Below are 15,525 nucleotides of genomic sequence, written 5' to 3'. Positions count from 1 at the left end.
AGGGTTTGCCGGGGCGGAGCTGGTATCGCGGAAAGGCGCTGGGCGTTCATCCGCTCACTCCACCCGGGTATCCAGGCCTCCCTCGGCCATCTCCGCCGCGCGCAACATGGCGCGCGCCTTGTTGCGGGTTTCCTGCCATTCAGCATCCGGATCAGAATCGCTGACGATGCCGGCGCCGGCCTGCACGTGGATCTGGCCATCCTTCAGCACCGCGGTGCGGATGGCGATGGCGAGGTCCATGTCGCCATGGAAGCCGATGTAGCCCACCGAGCCAGCGTAGATGCCACGTTTGACCGGCTCCAGCTCGTCGATGATCTCCATCGCCCTCACCTTGGGCGCACCGGATACCGTGCCCGCCGGGAAAGTGGCGCGCAACACCGCCAGCGCATTCAGCCCTTCCTTCAGCCGGCCCTCGACGTTGGAGACGATGTGCATCACATGGGAGTAGCGCTCGACGGCGAAGCTCTCGGTGACGCGCACCGAGCCGATCTCGGCGACCCGGCCGGCGTCGTTGCGGCCGAGGTCCAGCAACTGCAGGTGCTCGGCGCGCTCCTTCTCGTCGGCGAGCAGGTCCTGCTCCAGCGCCAGGTCTTCCGCCGGGGTGGCGCCGCGCTTGCGGGTGCCGGCGATGGGGCGCACGGTGACGTCGCCATCCTCCAGCCGCACCAGGATCTCCGGCGAGGCGCCGACGACGTGGAAGTCCTCGAAGTTGAAGTAGAACAGGTAGGGCGAGGGGTTGAGGCTGCGGATGGCGCGGTACAGCGCCATCGGGCTAGCGGCGTAGGGCTTGCTCATGCGCTGGGACAGCACCACCTGCATGACGTCGCCATCGACGATGTACTGCTTGGCGCGCCGCACCGCATCCTTGAAGGCCTCTTCGCCGAAGCTGGAGACCTCCGGCTGCGGCTCGGCACGGATTTCCTCCGGAATGCTCACCGGCTCGCGCAGCCGCGCCAGCAGTTCGCGCAGCCGGCGCTTGGCGCGCTTGTAGGCCCCCGGCACTTCCGGCTCGGCATAGACCACCAGGGTGAGCTTGCCGGAGAGGTTGTCCACGATGGCCACTTCTTCCGACAACAGCAGCAGGATGTCCGGCGTACCCAGTTCGTCGCGCTTCTCCGCCTTGGCCAGCTTCGGCTCGATGTAGCGCACGGTGTCGTAGCCGAAGCAGCCGACCAGGCCGCCGGCGAAGCGCGGCAGGCTGTCGCTGGGCGGCACCTTGATGCGGTTCATGAACTCGCCGACGAAGTTCAGCGGATCGCCGTAGTCGCGCCGCTCCACCAGGCGGTTGCCGGTGAGCAGCAACGCCGAGCGGCCATAGACCTCGATGCGGGTGGGGGAGGACAGGCCGATGAAGGAATAGCGGCCAAAACGCTCGCCGCCCTGCACCGACTCCAGCAGGTAGGTGTAGGACTCGTTGGCGAGCTTCAGGTAGATGGACAGCGGGGTGTCGAGATCGGCAAAGGTCTCGAGGGTAACCGGGATGCGGTTATAGCCCTGGGCGGCCAGGGCATTGAATTCTTGTTCGAGCATGGTGGCTCCACAAAACTCGGGGACGATTCGGACTGGGTGCGGGCGGCGGCCTGGAACTACCGGCGGCCCCCGCGAAGGGGTGCGCTTTTATTGGCCCGCAGGCCACCACCAACCGGCACGCCAGCACAGCTGGATGCTACGGTCGGTTGCGATCTTCTTGTCCGAAACCCGGTTTGCGAGAGTCACGATGGGAGGTGTTGGATGTGCTGCGAGGGCTGTTTGGAAGAGTTTTCCGGTGCGGGCCTGGGTATTGCCTAGGGGCTGCCTATGCCACTGCGATCCGGTCCAGCGCTTCGAGTGCCGAGGATAGTAGCCCATCGCATTCGATGGTGTCCACCGGCATGCCCTCGCTATAGCCGTAGTCCACCAGCAGCACCGGCATGCCGGCGGCACGCGCGGCGAGGGCGTCGTTGGCGGAGTCGCCTATCATCAGCGCCTGCGCCGCGCCTATGCCAAGCAGGCCGCAGGCGTGGTGCAGCATGGCGGGGTCCGGCTTCTTGGTCGCCACCGAATCGCCGCTGACGACGGCGTCGAAGCGGCCGGCGAAACCCATGCGCTCCAGCAGCGGCAGCGTGAACTCTTCGGCCTTGTTGGTGACAACAGCCAGCTTGAGCCCCAGCGTCCGCATCGCCTGCAAGGTGTCCTCTATGCCCGGGTAGATGCGGGTGGTGTCGCCGTTGATTTCGGCATAGTGACGACGGAACACCTCAATGCCACGCTCGATTTCCACCTCGGTGGCGTGAGCATCCTCGGTGAGGCAGCGGCGCACCAGCATTGCAACGCCCTTGCCGACGAAGCTGTGGATCTGCGCCGGGCTGCGCAGCGGACGGCCCAGTTCGGCGAGCATGCGATTGGCGGCCTCGACCAGGTCGCCTATGGTGTCCAGCAGGGTGCCGTCCAGGTCGAACAGGACGGCACGCACCGGGAAGCGCTCGACCGCCGCCATGTCAGGCCCCGGCCTTGGCCAGTTCGCGCCGCAGTTCGGCGATCACACTGTCATAGCGGTGCGCGTCCGTCTCGCGGGCGGCGCCGAACACGGCGGAGCCGGCAACGAAGGTGTCCGCGCCGGCGGCGGCGATCCCGGCGATGTTGTCCACCTTCACCCCGCCGTCTATCTCCAGCAGGATGTGGCGGCCGCTCCTGGCCTCGTAGGCGTCCAGCCGGGCGCGGGCCTCGCGCAGCTTGTCCAGCGCGGCAGGGATGAACTTCTGCCCGCCGAAGCCGGGGTTCACGCTCATCAGCAGCACGATGTCCACCTTGTCCAGCACGTAGTCCAGGTAGCTCAGGGGCGTGGCCGGGTTGAACACCAGGCCGGCCTGACAGCCGTGCTCGCGAATCAGGCCCAGGGTGCGATCCACATGGTCGGAAGCTTCCGGATGAAAGGTGATTACGTTGGCGCCGGCCTTGGCGAAGTCGGGAACGATGCGATCCACCGGCTTCACCATCAGGTGCACATCGATGGGCGCCTGGGTCAGCGGGCGGATGGCCTCGCACACCATCGGACCTATGGTGAGATTGGGGACGTAGTGGTTGTCCATCACGTCGAAGTGGATCCAGTCCGCCCCGGAGGCGATGACGTTGGTGATCTCCTCGCCGAGCTTGGCAAAGTTGGCGGAGAGGATGCTGGGAGCGATGCGGAACATGGAGGCACTCCGGTAAAGCGGAAGAACAAAAACAGAGGGGCGGATTCTACTCCGCCCCCATCAGGCACCAAGCCGGCCGGCGTCAGCGCACGCAGACCTTGCGGACCTGCTTGAGGTCGGTGACGCCGGACAGCACTTTTTCGATGCCGTCCTGGCGCAGGGTACGCATGCCCTCGCCCAGCGCCGTCTCCAGCAACTGGGCAACCCGCGCCCGCTCCTGGATCAGGCGCTTGATCTCGTCCGACCCCAGCATCAGCTCATGCAGGCCCACCCGGCCTTTGTAGCCCTGAGTGCATTCCGGGCAGCCAGCGGCACGATAGAGGGTGAAGCGGCCCTGCCCATCGCCGTACTCCTTGCGCCAGCGCGCGAGGACGGCAGCCCGCGCGGCCCCGGCGCCGGCACGGAAGTCCGGCGTGCCGTGCATGTCTTCGCAGTACTCGTCGAGCAGGTGGTTGAGTTCGGCTTCGTCCGGCTCGTAGGCAAGCTTGCAGTGGCGGCACAGGCGCTTGGCCAGGCGCTGGGCCAGCACGCCGAGCAGCGCATCGGCGAAGTTGAACGGGTCCATGCCCATGTCCAGCAGGCGCACCACCGACTCCGGCGCGCTGTTGGTGTGCAGCGTGGAGAACACCAGGTGGCCGGTGAGCGAGGCTTCGATGCCGATGGACACCGTTTCCTTGTCACGCATTTCGCCGACCATGATCACGTCCGGGTCGGCACGGAGGAAGGACCGCATCATGGTGGCGAAGTCCAGCCCGGCCTTGCGGTTCACCTGCACCTGCCGCAAACCCTTCTGGGTGATCTCGACCGGGTCCTCCACAGTCCAGATCTTGGTCTCCGGCGTGTTGATGTGACCGAGGATGGAATGCAGCGTGGTGGTCTTGCCCGAGCCGGTGGGGCCGCAGACGAAGAAGATGCCGTAGGGCTTGGCGACGGTGCGCTCCACGCCGGCGAGGTTGTGCGGGCTGAGGCCCAGTTCGCGGATGGGAATGGGCTCGCTATGGGCGAGGATGCGCATCACCACATCCTCCAGGCCGCCGGCGGTGGGTACCGTGGCCACCCGCAGCTCGATGTCCAGCGGCGCGTACTTGCGGAACTTGATCTTGCCGTCCTGCGGCTTGCGGCGCTCGGAGATGTCGAGGTCGCACATGATCTTGATGCGGGTGACCAGCGGGTTGCGGTAGCTGGCGGGCACCTCGATGTAGGGCACCAGGGTACCGTCCTTGCGGAAACGGATCAGCGTCTTTTCCTTGCCGCCGCGCGGTTCGATGTGGATGTCGGAAGCCCCCTGGCGATAGGCATCGACGATGACGCGGTTCACCAGCTTGACCAACTCGTTGTCCGCCGCCGCATTCACATCGTCGGACAGGGAAGCATCGTCGCCGTCCTCGTCCATGTCGGACAGCAGGTCGGAAGCCGAGCCCGAGTCCAGCGAGCGCTCGAACATCTGGTTGGCGGTACGCTCGAACTCCTCCCGGGTGGTGACACGGAAGGCCAGCCGCTTCTTGGGGAAGACGTTCTGTGCCACCCGCGAGCCGCGCACCTGCTCCGGATCCACCGCCATGATGACCACCCCTTCGGTGGTCTCCTCCAGCGGCAACCACAGGCTCTGCAGCACATACTCGCGCTTGATGTTGCGCAGCAGATCCATGGGTTTGACACGTTCCTGGCGGAAGGGCTCATAGGCCACGCCGTAGAAGCGCGCGGCCGCGGCACCGATCTCGGCCGCCGACACGTTCAGGCGTTCTATCAGCACCGTCTCGGTCGACTTGCCGCCAGCGCGCGCCTCCCGCGTCGCCTCGGCCAGTTCGTCGGCGGTGATGCGCCCATCCGCCACCAGCGCATCGAAACGGGAACGCAGCTGCGCCGGCGCCTTGGCCCGCCGTGCGAAAGCCACGCCCAGGGTCTGCGCCAGGCCCATCAGGCCCTCTTCGGCCACCGCCGAGAAGCGCCCGCCGGCGGCGTTGTTGATCAGTTGGATGACGCCCTGCAGCGTGCCGCTGTCGGGGTCGATCACCGGCGCGGCCAGCATCTGCCGGGCACGAAAGCCGGTGGTCTCATCCACCTCGCGGCGGAACTCCAGCTTGGGAGAGAAGGCGGATAGTTCCTCGCGGTCATAGACATCGGCGATGTTGAGCATCTGCCGCTTGCTGGCGACGTAACCGGCGACGCTGTTCTCGGCGATCGGCAGCCGAATGCTCTGCGCCGCCTGCAAGCCGGTCTTCACCCGGGTGACGATGGCATTGCCCCCCTCCTCCACCATGTAGATGGACAGGCGCTCGGCATCGAACAGCGCGCACAGATCGGCGGACAGCTCGAAGATGATCTCGTCGATGTCATGGGCGGCGTGGATGCGGGTGGTGATCGCCTGCAGGCCCTTGAAGAAGGCCAGGCGGCTGGCAACCGCGCTGCCACCAGCGGGGGCTTTTGCGGGGTTTGCGTTCATAAGGGGTTCGCTTGTCGAGATGAAGGGCCGATTGCGCCCATTTTATCCGCGCGGCGGTCGCCAGCCCGGCAAGCGTCCGCACATCCCATGAAACAGTTCAGAACTCCAGAACCTGCCCTTGTTCCAGCTGCCGGGGCCGCAGCGGCCCCCGGTAGGCCGCCAGCTGCGCCATGATGCGCTCGCCCAGGCCGGGCTTGAGGTGGCTCACATGGACTTCAGGATGGCCGTGGATCTCATCCAGCATGGCGGTAAGCATGTTGGGGCAGAGATGCCGGGAAGCCACCGCCAGGCCGTGCTGCTCGTCGGAAAAAGCGGTCTCCACGATCAGGTGGCGCAGGCGCGGCACCTTGTTGATCGCGGCAATGAGTTCACTGGAATAGGCCGTGTCGCCGGAATACACCAGCTGACCGTCGCCGCCGTCCAGGCAGTAGCCGAAAGCGGGCACCGTATGGTGCGCAGGAAGGGCCGTGATGGTGCGCGCCCCAAGCTTTACGGACTCGCCGACCTTGAGTGGCTGGAAGCGCAGGAAGGGGCGGTGGCGGTCAGGTATGGCGCTGAAATCAGGCCACACCAGCCAGTTGAAGACGTGGGAGCGGAGGATGCGGATCGTCTCCGCCGAGGCATAGACGGTGACCGGCACGCTGCGGCTGTCGCCCACCGAATCGATCATCAGGGGAATCGAGACGATGTGATCGAGATGAGCATGGGTGATGAAGATGTGGTCGATGCGGCGCAGGGCGTCCAGTTCCAGATCGCCCACGCCGGTACCGCAATCGACCAGGATGTCGTCGTCGGCGAGAAAGGCGGTGGTGCGCATTCCCGCGCCGCCTATGCCCCCGCTACATCCCAGAACCTTGAGTTTCATGAAAGATCGCTGCGCGGCGCCGGTGCCCTCGCACCTGCCGTCCTGCTCCCCTGTGATCAGGTGGAGACCTTAGCATCTGGCCCAGCCGGAGGCCTATGGAAAAAATCACGCCCATCCCCGCCGCCAGGAAAGGGGCCGGGAGCAGGCTCAGGCGCGGAGGAAGAACTCCATCTTCACGCCAGCGATCTCGATGATGTCGTGGTCACCCAGCTTGTGCGCCTGCACGTCCAGCGTGCGGCCATTCACCACCGGAAAGGTCGTGCCTTCGACATGGGTGATGAAGTAGCCGTGCGGCCGGCGGGCAATCACTGCCACCTGCTTGCCCGGCTTGCCCAGCGTGGTGAGCGACTTGGTCAGCGCCAGTTCCCGCCCGGCATTGGCACCGCTGAGCACCTGCACGAAGCCCTGGCGATCATCCGCCAGCAATTCCTCCCGCTGCAGCGCGTCCGCCGGCAGGACCTGGGTCTGCGTCGCCGTCGCCGCGCCCCTCAGCGGCCGGGCGTCGACCGAGTCGGTGGCGATGGTTCCGATCTCGAAGGGCTTCAGCGCAGCCGTTTCCACCATCTCGGAAGGAGAGAGCCCGGGCTGGGACGCATCCGCCAAAAACTTGAGGCGGTACTTGCCGAGTTCGACCACATCATTGTTCTGCAGCACATGCTTCTTGATCGGCTGCCCGTTTACATAGGTGCCGTTGGTGCTGTTCTGGTCTTCAAGAAAGGCATCCTCGAGGATGCAGGTGATGACAGCATGCTGGCCGCTGATTGCCAGGTTGTCGATCTGGATATCGTTGTTCGGCTTGCGCCCGATCGAAGTCCGCCCCTTGTTCAGGACGATCTCTTTGAGCACCAGCCCGTCCATGCTGAGGATCAACTTCGGCATTGCTAGCACCCGCTCCCCGGTTCGCCCGCTCGTACGGACGCATTCATTGCTTTCATTATCTGCTTCCCGCGCTCTGGGCAAGAATGACGGTCACATTGTCCCGCCCGCCGCGCATGTTGGCGAGATCGACCAGCCGCCCGGCGATATCGTCCAGGCTACCGCCGACGCCGATCTCGGCCTCGATTTCGTCATCCATCAGCATGTCCGTCAGACCATCGGAGCACAGCAGGTAGCAATCGCCCCACTGCGTTTCATGCTCGGCCACGTCCAGCTCAACCATCCGTTCTATTCCGAGACCGCGCGTGAGCATGCCACGGAAACGGGAACGCCGCGCTTCGTCGGGGTGAATCATGCCGGCGTCCACCTGCTCCTGCAACAAGGTGTGATCCCTCGTCAGCAAGGTCAGGACGCCATCCCGAAAGCGATAGAGGCGGGAGTCGCCGACATGCGCGCACACCATGACTCCGGGCAGAAAGGTCGCTATCACTATGGTCGAACCCATTCCGGCCACTTCGACGCGCCTCAATCCAACGTCATGAATCTCTGCATTGGCCTCGGCTACGGCCGAGCGCAACACTTGCGTCAAGGCAGCGGCATCCTTCAATACCGCCTGTTCAGCCTCGAGGCGGGAGACTACCGCGTCAACCGCCATGGCAGCAGCCACGTCGCCGCCGCGGTAGCCGCCCATACCGTCGGCCAGCACCAGCCAGCCCCGGTCCGGCACAGTCCGGTACGCGTCCTCGTTGCGCGCCCTTACCCGGCCGACATCGGTTCGGCAGGCACAGCGCAACAGCGGTGCGCCTCCCTGCGTTTCCACTACCGCCACACACGCTCCCTGCCTGATGGCTCCGCGATGCCGCCCGCAGCTGTCATCGTTGAATCGGCCGGCAATCGCGGCCGCTCTGTGCAAAATCAGGGGCACGCCCCGCCTGCTGTCGGCCCGTTCCGGACCTATCGTTTCATTCTAGCGTGGCCCCATGCCGGCGTAGACAAAAAAGCGCCGGCATGAGCCGGCGCTTTTCAAGACGGCAAGTCCGTTTTTCTTACAGCAGGGACTTCAGCAGACGGCCCATTTCGGACGGGTTACGGGTCACCTTGAAACCGCACTCCTCCATGATGGCAAGCTTGGCGTCAGCCGTGTCCGCACCACCGGAAATCAGCGCACCGGCGTGGCCCATGCGCTTGCCGGCCGGAGCGGTGACACCGGCGATGAAGCCAACCACCGGCTTCTTCATGTTGGCCTTGCACCACTGAGCGGCTTCGGCTTCATCCGGACCGCCGATCTCGCCGATCATGATCACCGCATCGGTGTCCGGATCGTCGTTGAACAGCTGCATCACGTCGATGTGCTTCAGACCATTGATCGGATCGCCACCGATACCGACGGCGGAGGACTGGCCCAGACCGATCTCGGTCAGCTGCGCGACCGCCTCGTAGGTCAGCGTGCCCGAGCGGGAGACCACGCCGATGCGACCCTTGCGGTGGATGTGGCCCGGCATGATGCCGATCTTGATCTCTTCCGGGGTGATCAGGCCAGGGCAGTTCGGGCCCAGCAGCAAGGTCTTCTTGCCACCGGCCGCTTCCTTGGCCTTCATCTTGTTGCGCACTTCCAGCATGTCGCGGACCGGAATGCCTTCGGTGATGCAGATCGCCAGATCCAGGTCGGCCTCGACCGCTTCCCAGATCGCCGCTGCAGCACCGGCCGGCGGCACGTAGATCACGGAAACCGTGGCGCCGGTTTCACCGGCGGCTTCCTTGACCGAAGCGTAGATGGGGATGTCGAAGATCTTCTCGCCAGCCTTCTTCGGGTTCACGCCGGCAACGAAGCAGTTCTTGCCGTTCGCATACTCCTGGCACTTCTCGGTGTGGAACTGGCCGGTCTTCCCGGTGATGCCCTGGGTGATGACCTTGGTGTCCTTGTTGATCAGGATGGACATTCGTTCTCTCCCTTATCCTTTACTTGACCGCAGCGACGATCTTGGTCGCCGCCTCCGCCATGGTGTCGGCCGCGATGATCGGCAGGCCGGATTCGGCGAGGATCTTCTTGCCCAGGTCTTCGTTGGTGCCCTTCATGCGCACGACCAGCGGCACGGACAGGTTCACTTCCTTGGCCGCGGTGACCACGCCGGTGGCGATGGTGTCGCACTTCATGATGCCGCCGAAAATATTCACCAGGATGCCCTTCACCTTGGGGTTCTTGAGCATGATCTTGAACGCTTCGGTGACCTTCTCGGTCGTGGCGCCGCCGCCGACGTCGAGGAAGTTGGCCGGCTCGGCGCCGAACAGCTTGATGGTGTCCATGGTGGCCATGGCCAGACCGGCGCCGTTCACCAGGCAGCCGATGTTGCCGTCCAGCGAGATGTAGGCGAGATCGAACTTGGAAGCTTCGATTTCGTCGGCATCCTCTTCATCCAGGTCGCGGTAGGCGACGATTTCCGGATGACGGAAGAGCGCGTTGGAGTCGAAATTGAACTTGGCGTCCAGCGCCTTGATGTTGCCGTTGCCTTCGAGGATCAGCGGGTTGATTTCCGCCAGCGAGGCATCGGTTTCCATGTAGCAGGTGTAGAGCTTCTTGAACGCATCCACCGCCTTGGCGATGGAGCCTTCCGGCACACCGATGCCCTTGGCGAGCTCGGTGGCCTGCTCGTCGGTCAGGCCGACCAGCGGATCGACGAAGACCTTGATGATCTTCTCGGGGGTGTTGTGGGCAACTTCTTCGATGTCCATGCCGCCTTCGGAGGACGCCATCATGGCGACCTTCTGGGTGGCGCGGTCGGTCAGCGCGGCGACGTAGTATTCCTTCTTGATGTCGGCGCCTTCCTCGATCAGCAGCCGGCGGACCTTCTGGCCTTCCGGGCCGGTCTGGTGCGTCACCAGTTGCATGCCGAGGATCTGACCCGCCAGGGTGCGCACCTCGTCCAGCGACTTGCCGAGTTTGACGCCGCCGCCCTTGCCACGGCCGCCCGCGTGGATCTGGGCCTTCACCACCCAGATGTTGCCGCCGAGTTCCTCGGCTGCCTTCACCGCTTCATCAACGGAAAAGCAGGGGATGCCGCGCGGCGTGACCACGCCGTACTTTCTCAGCAGTTCTTTTGCCTGATACTCATGAATCTTCATGGTTGCCCTTCGATCGAAGCCGCGGCGCACTCCTCGCCGCGAACAGGTTGATGGGACGCTTCGGAGCTTCGCTCCGCGACGGGCACCGTCTCCCTCGTCCGGCACCTGCCGCTTCTGACCCGGGCAAAAACCCTGCCCACGCCGTGTCTATCGGAGGCCTCGCTGTCAAGGCGTGGTAACCGTAAGAACCTCGGGATTATAACCGGTTTTCCGCAGCGCACAGGACGCTTCAGACCGGCTCCCTCTGCCCCCGATACCAGCGCGGGTAGTAGCGTCGCACCGCCTCCGAAGTTGTTTCGAGCGCATGGCAGCGGTCGAGCTGGAAGGGCTTTCCGCCGCTGTCATCGACGTCGCGCTGAAAAGTGGCGAAGGTCTGGATCGCTGCCGTCGGCAGACTGTTCAGCAACTCGGTGATATGAGTACACCCGGCGACGTCGGCAAACATCTCGGCGATGGTGCGGCGGAAGCCCTGCACCAGGTTGAGGCCGACCAGCCGCTGGTAGGCGGGTCCAATGGTGTCGCAACTTCCGGGATAAGGCACACGGTCGGAACAAGCCTCGGCGGCGAGGATGTTGAAGGTGGCGTCCAGCGTAAGCCGCAGTCGCATCAGGTGCACTGGCTCGCCCGCCGGGCGGACACCCGACGCCAGCGGATAATCGACATCCTTGACATCGCACAGCGACGCCTCGAGCTCGAACAGGCCATCATTGCGCAGGTAGCCCTCCACCTCGATACGACGCAGATGAACCCGCTTGCGGCCAAGGGAAGAATTGGAAAGCGGCATGAACGTACGGCTAAGTATGGAAATGCCCCGATCTTACTCCGGCAGCAGCTTCACGTTGCACTGCCGCATCCCCTGTCGCCACGCCTACTTCGCCCCCTACTGCAACAGAAATCGACGACGGCATGCAGCCATGCGACGGGATGCGGCGCAGGCGCTGGAATAGCGCCCAAGACTCTGATAAAACGCCGACATGCAACCTTCCCCCCACGGACCCGCGGAACGATGAGATCACAAGGACCTTCGCTTACCGCGCTCGTCATGTTGTTGCCCCTTGCCTGGCCCGGCATTGCCGGGGCGGTAGTCCTTGGCGAAGTAACTTCGGTTTCGCCTCTAGGCACCCCTTTCCGGGTCGAGCTCCGCTCGCTCGATGGCCGGGTGGACGACGCGGGCGAGTGCCTGCGGGTCGCCACCGAAGAGGGAGGCGAACTTCCGGCTGTGCGCAATGTCCGCATCTCGGCCACCGGTAGCGGAGCTAGTGCCCGCATCATCATCAGCAGCGCAGCGGCGGTAAACGAACCGGCCGTCCAGCTGACCCTGCAGAACGCCTGCGACTCGCGGCTGCAGCGCCGTTACACCCTGCTGCTTCCATTCCCGGATCAGGTGGCGGACGCCCCCCAGCGGCCGGCCGCATCAGCCGCCAGCCCTCCCTCAGCCGCCGCCACGCAAACAACGCCCGCCAGCGGCGGGCATGCGCCCGCCCCGGCTGCTGCCGGGCAGCACTGGACCACGGCCCCCGGGGAATCCCTGGCGTCATTGGCCGAAGCCCTGCACCCGCAGGATCGCGCAGCGCAGCGGCGCTTCATCGCCGCAACGGCGCGCGCCAACCCCGAACGCTTTCCCAACGCAGGCTCGCATTCCCGGGAACTGCCTCCCGGCACCGATCTACTCATACCCTCGCCTGCGCAACAGGCACGGACCAGGAGCCACCCCACCGAACAGGCAGCTGCCGCCCTGTCGCCGGATACCCCCTCGCGCCAGCGCCAAATCCCGGCGGGCGAGCAGGGCAACCCCACAGCCCCGGCTCGAAGCAGGAACGACCGGCTGGTCGTCGGCGAGCAAGAGGCGACGCCCCCCCGGAACTACAGCGCCGAGCCCGACTCCCCGGGGTGGGTTCGCAAAGAGCAAGCGCTGGCCGGCGCGGTCGATAGAACCATCGTCGCCCAAATGGAACTCCTGGCGCGAATCAAGGAGCTGGAGGAAATGCAGGCCCAGCTGAGCGCCCGCGCCGCGCGCCTCGGCATTGCCCTGCCGCCAGAATTGCAGCGTCCCTCAGTCAGCCCCCTGCCAGAGCCGCTTTCCCCCCCGCCCGAGGCCCCTCCTCCTGCGGCCGAGGAGCCATCTGCGCCGGCAGTATTCGCTGAACCTCAGACGCCCCCCGCAGAAGAAGATCCGCCTTCCACGCAGACAGCAACAACACCGCCAGCTCCGGAAGCCGCCCCGCCTGCGACCACCCCGTCCGACACCAACGACGACACCGCCTGGCAGATTCCGGCGTTGCTCGCAGCGGTCGTGATCCTGCTCGTCCTGCTGTTCCTGCGGCAGCGGGAAAGGCGGCTCGAGACATTCCCCGTCACGACAAGGGCTGCCTTTTCCGAGGTGCCCCCCAGTCTGCCTCCTGAGGCCCCAGCAACCGAACCTGCTCCCACGCCCCAGCCGCTGACCCACATCTCCGGCGTTGCCCCGCTGGACTGGGACGGCAGCCCAGTCTCGCAAGCAGAACGCCGGGCAGTCGCCCCGCTGGAACCGGAAGACGAGAACGTGGAAGAACACGACTCCGCAATTGAGTTGGCGGAGATCATGATGAGTTTCGGCCGGGTGCATGGAGCCGCGGAAACGCTGGCCGAATTCATCCGCAGCAACCCAAAGCAGGCAGTGACGCCGTGGCTGAAGCTGCTGGAGGTCTATCGGGCGGCGGGGCTGCGCTCCGAGTTCGACGGGCTGGCGCGGCAACTGAACAAGACTTTCAACGTGAAAGCCGTCACCTGGGACAATTTCGACCAGGCACGCCGCGCCACCGCCACCCTTGAGCAGATGCCGCACATCATCAGCGCGCTCCAAGCCACCTGGGGCACCCGCGAAGCCCAGGCCTACCTGCAGACCCTGCTGCGGGACAATCGCGACGGCACCCGGGAAGGTTTCCCGCTCAATGTCATCGACGACATCCTGACCCTCGCCGCCATTCTGGAAATGGAACTGGGACCTTACCGCCCGACCCAGGAAGAGACAGACGCTACGGCCTGATCAGCCTCAAGTGCCTCAGGCGGGATTGTCGATATCGCAGAACACGGCCTCCAATCCCAGTGTGTTCTTCATGTAATCCGCCATCGCCCGCGCACCGTAACGCTCGGTGGCATGATGGCCGGCGGCAATGTAAGGCACCCCAGCTTCGCGCGCGAGGTGAGTCGTCTGCTCCGACAACTCCCCGGAAATGTACACATCCGCCCCAGCGGCGATTGCCTGCTCGAAGTAGCCTTGGGCACCGCCGGTACACCAAGCCACCTTCCGCACCAGGCGCTCCCCCGGCCCCACCAGCGTCGGGTCCCTGCCCAGCCGCGCCGCGATCGAGCGCGCCAATTGTCCGGCGGTTTCCGCTCCCGGCACCGCAGCAGGCCTCCCCAGCCACCCCAGATCCTGATCGGCGAAGCGGGACTCGGCATGCCAGCCCATCAACTTGCCGAGTTGAGCGTTATTACCCAGTTCCGGATGCAGATCCAGAGGCAGGTGATAGGCAAACAGGCTGATATCGTGCTTCAGCAAAGCAGTCAGCCTGCGCTTGCGAATGCCGGTGATCCGGCCATCTTCTCCGCGCCAGAAGTAGCCGTGATGAACGAAGATTGCGTCATAGCCCCGCTCCACCGCTTCATCAACCAATGCCTGGCTGGCGGTCACGCCGCACAGCACTCGCAGCACCTGGGGGCGTCCTTCCACTTGCAAACCGTTTGGGCAATAATCGCGAAGCCGCGGGACTTCCAGCAGTTCATCCAAGTGAGTTTGCAGCTCGATGAGTTGCATGCGATCTCCCCCTCTCTTCTACCTACCAACTCCGGCAAGCGCCACACTGGCCCCTTGCCTAGACCGGGCAACATTATGCGCCGCCTGTGGCTGATCTTCGCCCAGGCCGTGACGATCAGCGTCGCGGCCCTGTTCGTTCTGAATACGCTCAAGCCTGAATGGCTGCGCGACGCAGCACCCGCCTCGGTGGTCGCCATCCTGCAGGCGCCGGAAGAGAACGGCGGCGATACCGCCGCGGCCCCCGGCTCTTATGCAAGCGCTGCACAGCGCTCCATGCCGGCGGTCGTCCACGTCTATACCAGCAAGGCCGTCCAGAATCCACGCCATCCCCTGCTGGACGATCCCATCTTTCGCCACTTTTTCGGTGACCGCCAAGGCAACGGCAACAATGACAGCCAGCGCAGCGCGGGCCTCGGTTCGGGCGTCATCGTCAGCCCGGACGGCTTCATCCTTACCAACAACCATGTCATCGACGCCGCAGATGAAATCGAGGTGGCACTGAACGACGGGCGGAAATTCCCCGCCCGCATGGTGGGCAAGGACCCGGAAACCGACCTCGCTGTGCTACGGATCCAAACAGATGCCCAGTTGCCGGCCATCACTTTCGCCGGCGCCGAAGGCCTGAAGGTGGGCGATGTGGTACTGGCCATAGGCAACCCTTTCGGTGTCGGCCAAACGGTCACCATGGGCATTGTCTCCGCGCTGGGACGCACCCATCTTGGCATCAACACCTTCGAGAACTACATCCAGACCGACGCCGCCATCAACCCAGGCAATTCCGGCGGCGCGCTGGTAGACGCCCGCGGCAACCTGGTGGGCATCAATACGGCGATCTATTCGCGTTCCGGCGGCTCCTTGGGTATTGGCTTCGCCATCCCGGTTTCGCTGGCGCGCAACGTCCTGGAGCAGATTGTCACCACCGGAATGGTCACTCGCGGATGGGTCGGCGTGGAGATACAGGAGATCACCCCGGACATGGCGGAGAGCTTTGGCCTGGGCAGCACCGAGGGCGCACTGATCGCCGGCGTGTTGCGCGGCAGCCCGGCGGAAAAAGCAGGGATCAAACCAGGGGACGTACTGGTCGCGGTTGATGAAAAGACCGTAGCCGACCCCAAAAGTATGCTTGAGTTGGTCGCCGCGCTGCCACCCGGTCACAGCGCGCACTTCCGTATCCGCCGCCAGAACAACGAACTGGATCTGCAGGTGGAAGTCGGCCGCCGCCCCCCACCGCAGCAACTGAGCAACAAGTGAG

The 15,525-nt window shown here is 64.9% G+C and carries 13 protein-coding genes; 2 read left to right on the top strand and 11 right to left on the bottom strand.

Annotation, left to right across the window (positions count from 1 at the left end):
* Nucleotides 1-54: 54 nt before the first annotated feature.
* From trpE to C7389_RS06500, 10 genes are all read right to left on the bottom strand, one after another.
* Entirely contained in the window at nucleotides 55-1,530 is a 1,476-nt protein-coding gene (trpE, locus tag C7389_RS06545; protein ID WP_133589568.1) for an anthranilate synthase component I, read from the bottom strand.
* A gap of 265 nt (nucleotides 1,531-1,795) precedes the next feature.
* Nucleotides 1,796-2,476: a phosphoglycolate phosphatase gene (locus C7389_RS06540; protein ID WP_133589566.1), complete on the bottom strand. Its 681-nt coding sequence runs from the start codon at nucleotides 2,474-2,476 to the stop codon at nucleotides 1,796-1,798.
* A gap of 1 nt (nucleotide 2,477) precedes the next feature.
* A complete protein-coding gene (rpe, locus tag C7389_RS06535; protein ID WP_133589564.1) occupies nucleotides 2,478-3,173 on the bottom strand; it encodes a ribulose-phosphate 3-epimerase in 696 nt (231 codons plus the stop codon).
* A gap of 82 nt (nucleotides 3,174-3,255) precedes the next feature.
* Nucleotides 3,256-5,616, bottom strand: a complete 2,361-nt coding sequence (locus C7389_RS06530; RefSeq protein ID WP_133589562.1) for a GspE/PulE family protein — start codon at nucleotides 5,614-5,616, stop codon at nucleotides 3,256-3,258.
* Between the two features lie 97 nt (nucleotides 5,617-5,713).
* Complete coding sequence (locus C7389_RS06525; protein WP_133589560.1) at nucleotides 5,714-6,481, bottom strand: MBL fold metallo-hydrolase; 768 nt, start codon at nucleotides 6,479-6,481, stop codon at nucleotides 5,714-5,716.
* A 147-nt stretch (nucleotides 6,482-6,628) separates the two neighbouring features.
* Nucleotides 6,629-7,360 (bottom strand): FHA domain-containing protein, encoded by a 732-nt coding sequence (locus C7389_RS06520; protein WP_133589557.1) that lies wholly within the window; start codon nucleotides 7,358-7,360, stop codon nucleotides 6,629-6,631.
* A gap of 55 nt (nucleotides 7,361-7,415) precedes the next feature.
* Entirely contained in the window at nucleotides 7,416-8,186 is a 771-nt protein-coding gene (locus C7389_RS06515) for a PP2C family protein-serine/threonine phosphatase (protein WP_133589555.1), read from the bottom strand.
* A 217-nt stretch (nucleotides 8,187-8,403) separates the two neighbouring features.
* The gene (sucD, locus tag C7389_RS06510; RefSeq protein WP_133589553.1) at nucleotides 8,404-9,297 is read right to left on the bottom strand and encodes a succinate--CoA ligase subunit alpha; all 894 of its coding nucleotides are present in this window, start codon (nucleotides 9,295-9,297) and stop codon (nucleotides 8,404-8,406) included.
* 19 nt (nucleotides 9,298-9,316) lie between these two features.
* Complete coding sequence (sucC, locus tag C7389_RS06505; protein ID WP_133589551.1) at nucleotides 9,317-10,477, bottom strand: ADP-forming succinate--CoA ligase subunit beta; 1,161 nt, start codon at nucleotides 10,475-10,477, stop codon at nucleotides 9,317-9,319.
* A 229-nt stretch (nucleotides 10,478-10,706) separates the two neighbouring features.
* Nucleotides 10,707-11,261, bottom strand: a complete 555-nt coding sequence (locus C7389_RS06500) for a DUF2889 domain-containing protein (protein ID WP_133589549.1) — start codon at nucleotides 11,259-11,261, stop codon at nucleotides 10,707-10,709.
* 258 nt (nucleotides 11,262-11,519) lie between these two features.
* Here C7389_RS06500 and C7389_RS06495 point away from each other — a divergent pair, with 258 nt between their 5' ends.
* Nucleotides 11,520-13,502: a type IV pilus assembly protein FimV gene (locus tag C7389_RS06495; protein WP_133589547.1), complete on the top strand. Its 1,983-nt coding sequence runs from the start codon at nucleotides 11,520-11,522 to the stop codon at nucleotides 13,500-13,502.
* Nucleotides 13,503-13,517: 15 nt separating this feature from the next.
* Here the strand turns inward: C7389_RS06495 and C7389_RS06490 are convergent, their stop codons facing one another.
* Entirely contained in the window at nucleotides 13,518-14,273 is a 756-nt protein-coding gene (locus C7389_RS06490) for a Nif3-like dinuclear metal center hexameric protein (RefSeq protein WP_133589545.1), read from the bottom strand.
* A 75-nt stretch (nucleotides 14,274-14,348) separates the two neighbouring features.
* On the opposite strand from C7389_RS06490, the gene C7389_RS06485 reads away from it, so the two are divergent.
* Nucleotides 14,349-15,524, top strand: coding sequence for a Do family serine endopeptidase (locus C7389_RS06485; RefSeq protein ID WP_133589821.1), 1,176 nt, complete (start codon nucleotides 14,349-14,351; stop codon nucleotides 15,522-15,524).
* Nucleotide 15,525: the final 1 nt, after the last annotated feature.

Origin of the sequence: Azoarcus indigens, assembly GCF_004361735.1 — a bacterium.
Lineage (GTDB): Bacteria > Pseudomonadota > Gammaproteobacteria > Burkholderiales > Rhodocyclaceae > Azoarcus > Azoarcus indigens.
The sequence above is the reverse complement of the archived record's forward strand: the minus strand, read 5'-3'. Positions and strand labels throughout refer to the sequence as shown.

Bases quoted from the DNA above. Each gene is read 5' to 3' on its own strand.
- sucD (WP_133589553.1), bottom strand. From the start codon at position 9,297: ATGTCCATCCTGATCAACAAGGACACCAAGGTCATCACCCAGGGCATC.
- C7389_RS06500 (WP_133589549.1), bottom strand. From the start codon at position 11,261: ATGCCGCTTTCCAATTCTTCCCTTGGCCGCAAGCGGGTTCATCTGCGT.
- C7389_RS06530 (WP_133589562.1), bottom strand. From the start codon at position 5,616: ATGAACGCAAACCCCGCAAAAGCCCCCGCTGGTGGCAGCGCGGTTGCC.
- sucC (WP_133589551.1), bottom strand. From the start codon at position 10,477: ATGAAGATTCATGAGTATCAGGCAAAAGAACTGCTGAGAAAGTACGGC.
- C7389_RS06525 (WP_133589560.1), bottom strand. From the start codon at position 6,481: ATGAAACTCAAGGTTCTGGGATGTAGCGGGGGCATAGGCGGCGCGGGA.
- C7389_RS06520 (WP_133589557.1), bottom strand. From the start codon at position 7,360: ATGCCGAAGTTGATCCTCAGCATGGACGGGCTGGTGCTCAAAGAGATC.
- C7389_RS06540 (WP_133589566.1), bottom strand. From the start codon at position 2,476: ATGGCGGCGGTCGAGCGCTTCCCGGTGCGTGCCGTCCTGTTCGACCTG.
- C7389_RS06490 (WP_133589545.1), bottom strand. From the start codon at position 14,273: ATGCAACTCATCGAGCTGCAAACTCACTTGGATGAACTGCTGGAAGTC.
- rpe (WP_133589564.1), bottom strand. From the start codon at position 3,173: ATGTTCCGCATCGCTCCCAGCATCCTCTCCGCCAACTTTGCCAAGCTC.
- C7389_RS06485 (WP_133589821.1), top strand. From the start codon at position 14,349: ATGCGCCGCCTGTGGCTGATCTTCGCCCAGGCCGTGACGATCAGCGTC.
- trpE (WP_133589568.1), bottom strand. From the start codon at position 1,530: ATGCTCGAACAAGAATTCAATGCCCTGGCCGCCCAGGGCTATAACCGC.
- C7389_RS06495 (WP_133589547.1), top strand. From the start codon at position 11,520: ATGTTGTTGCCCCTTGCCTGGCCCGGCATTGCCGGGGCGGTAGTCCTT.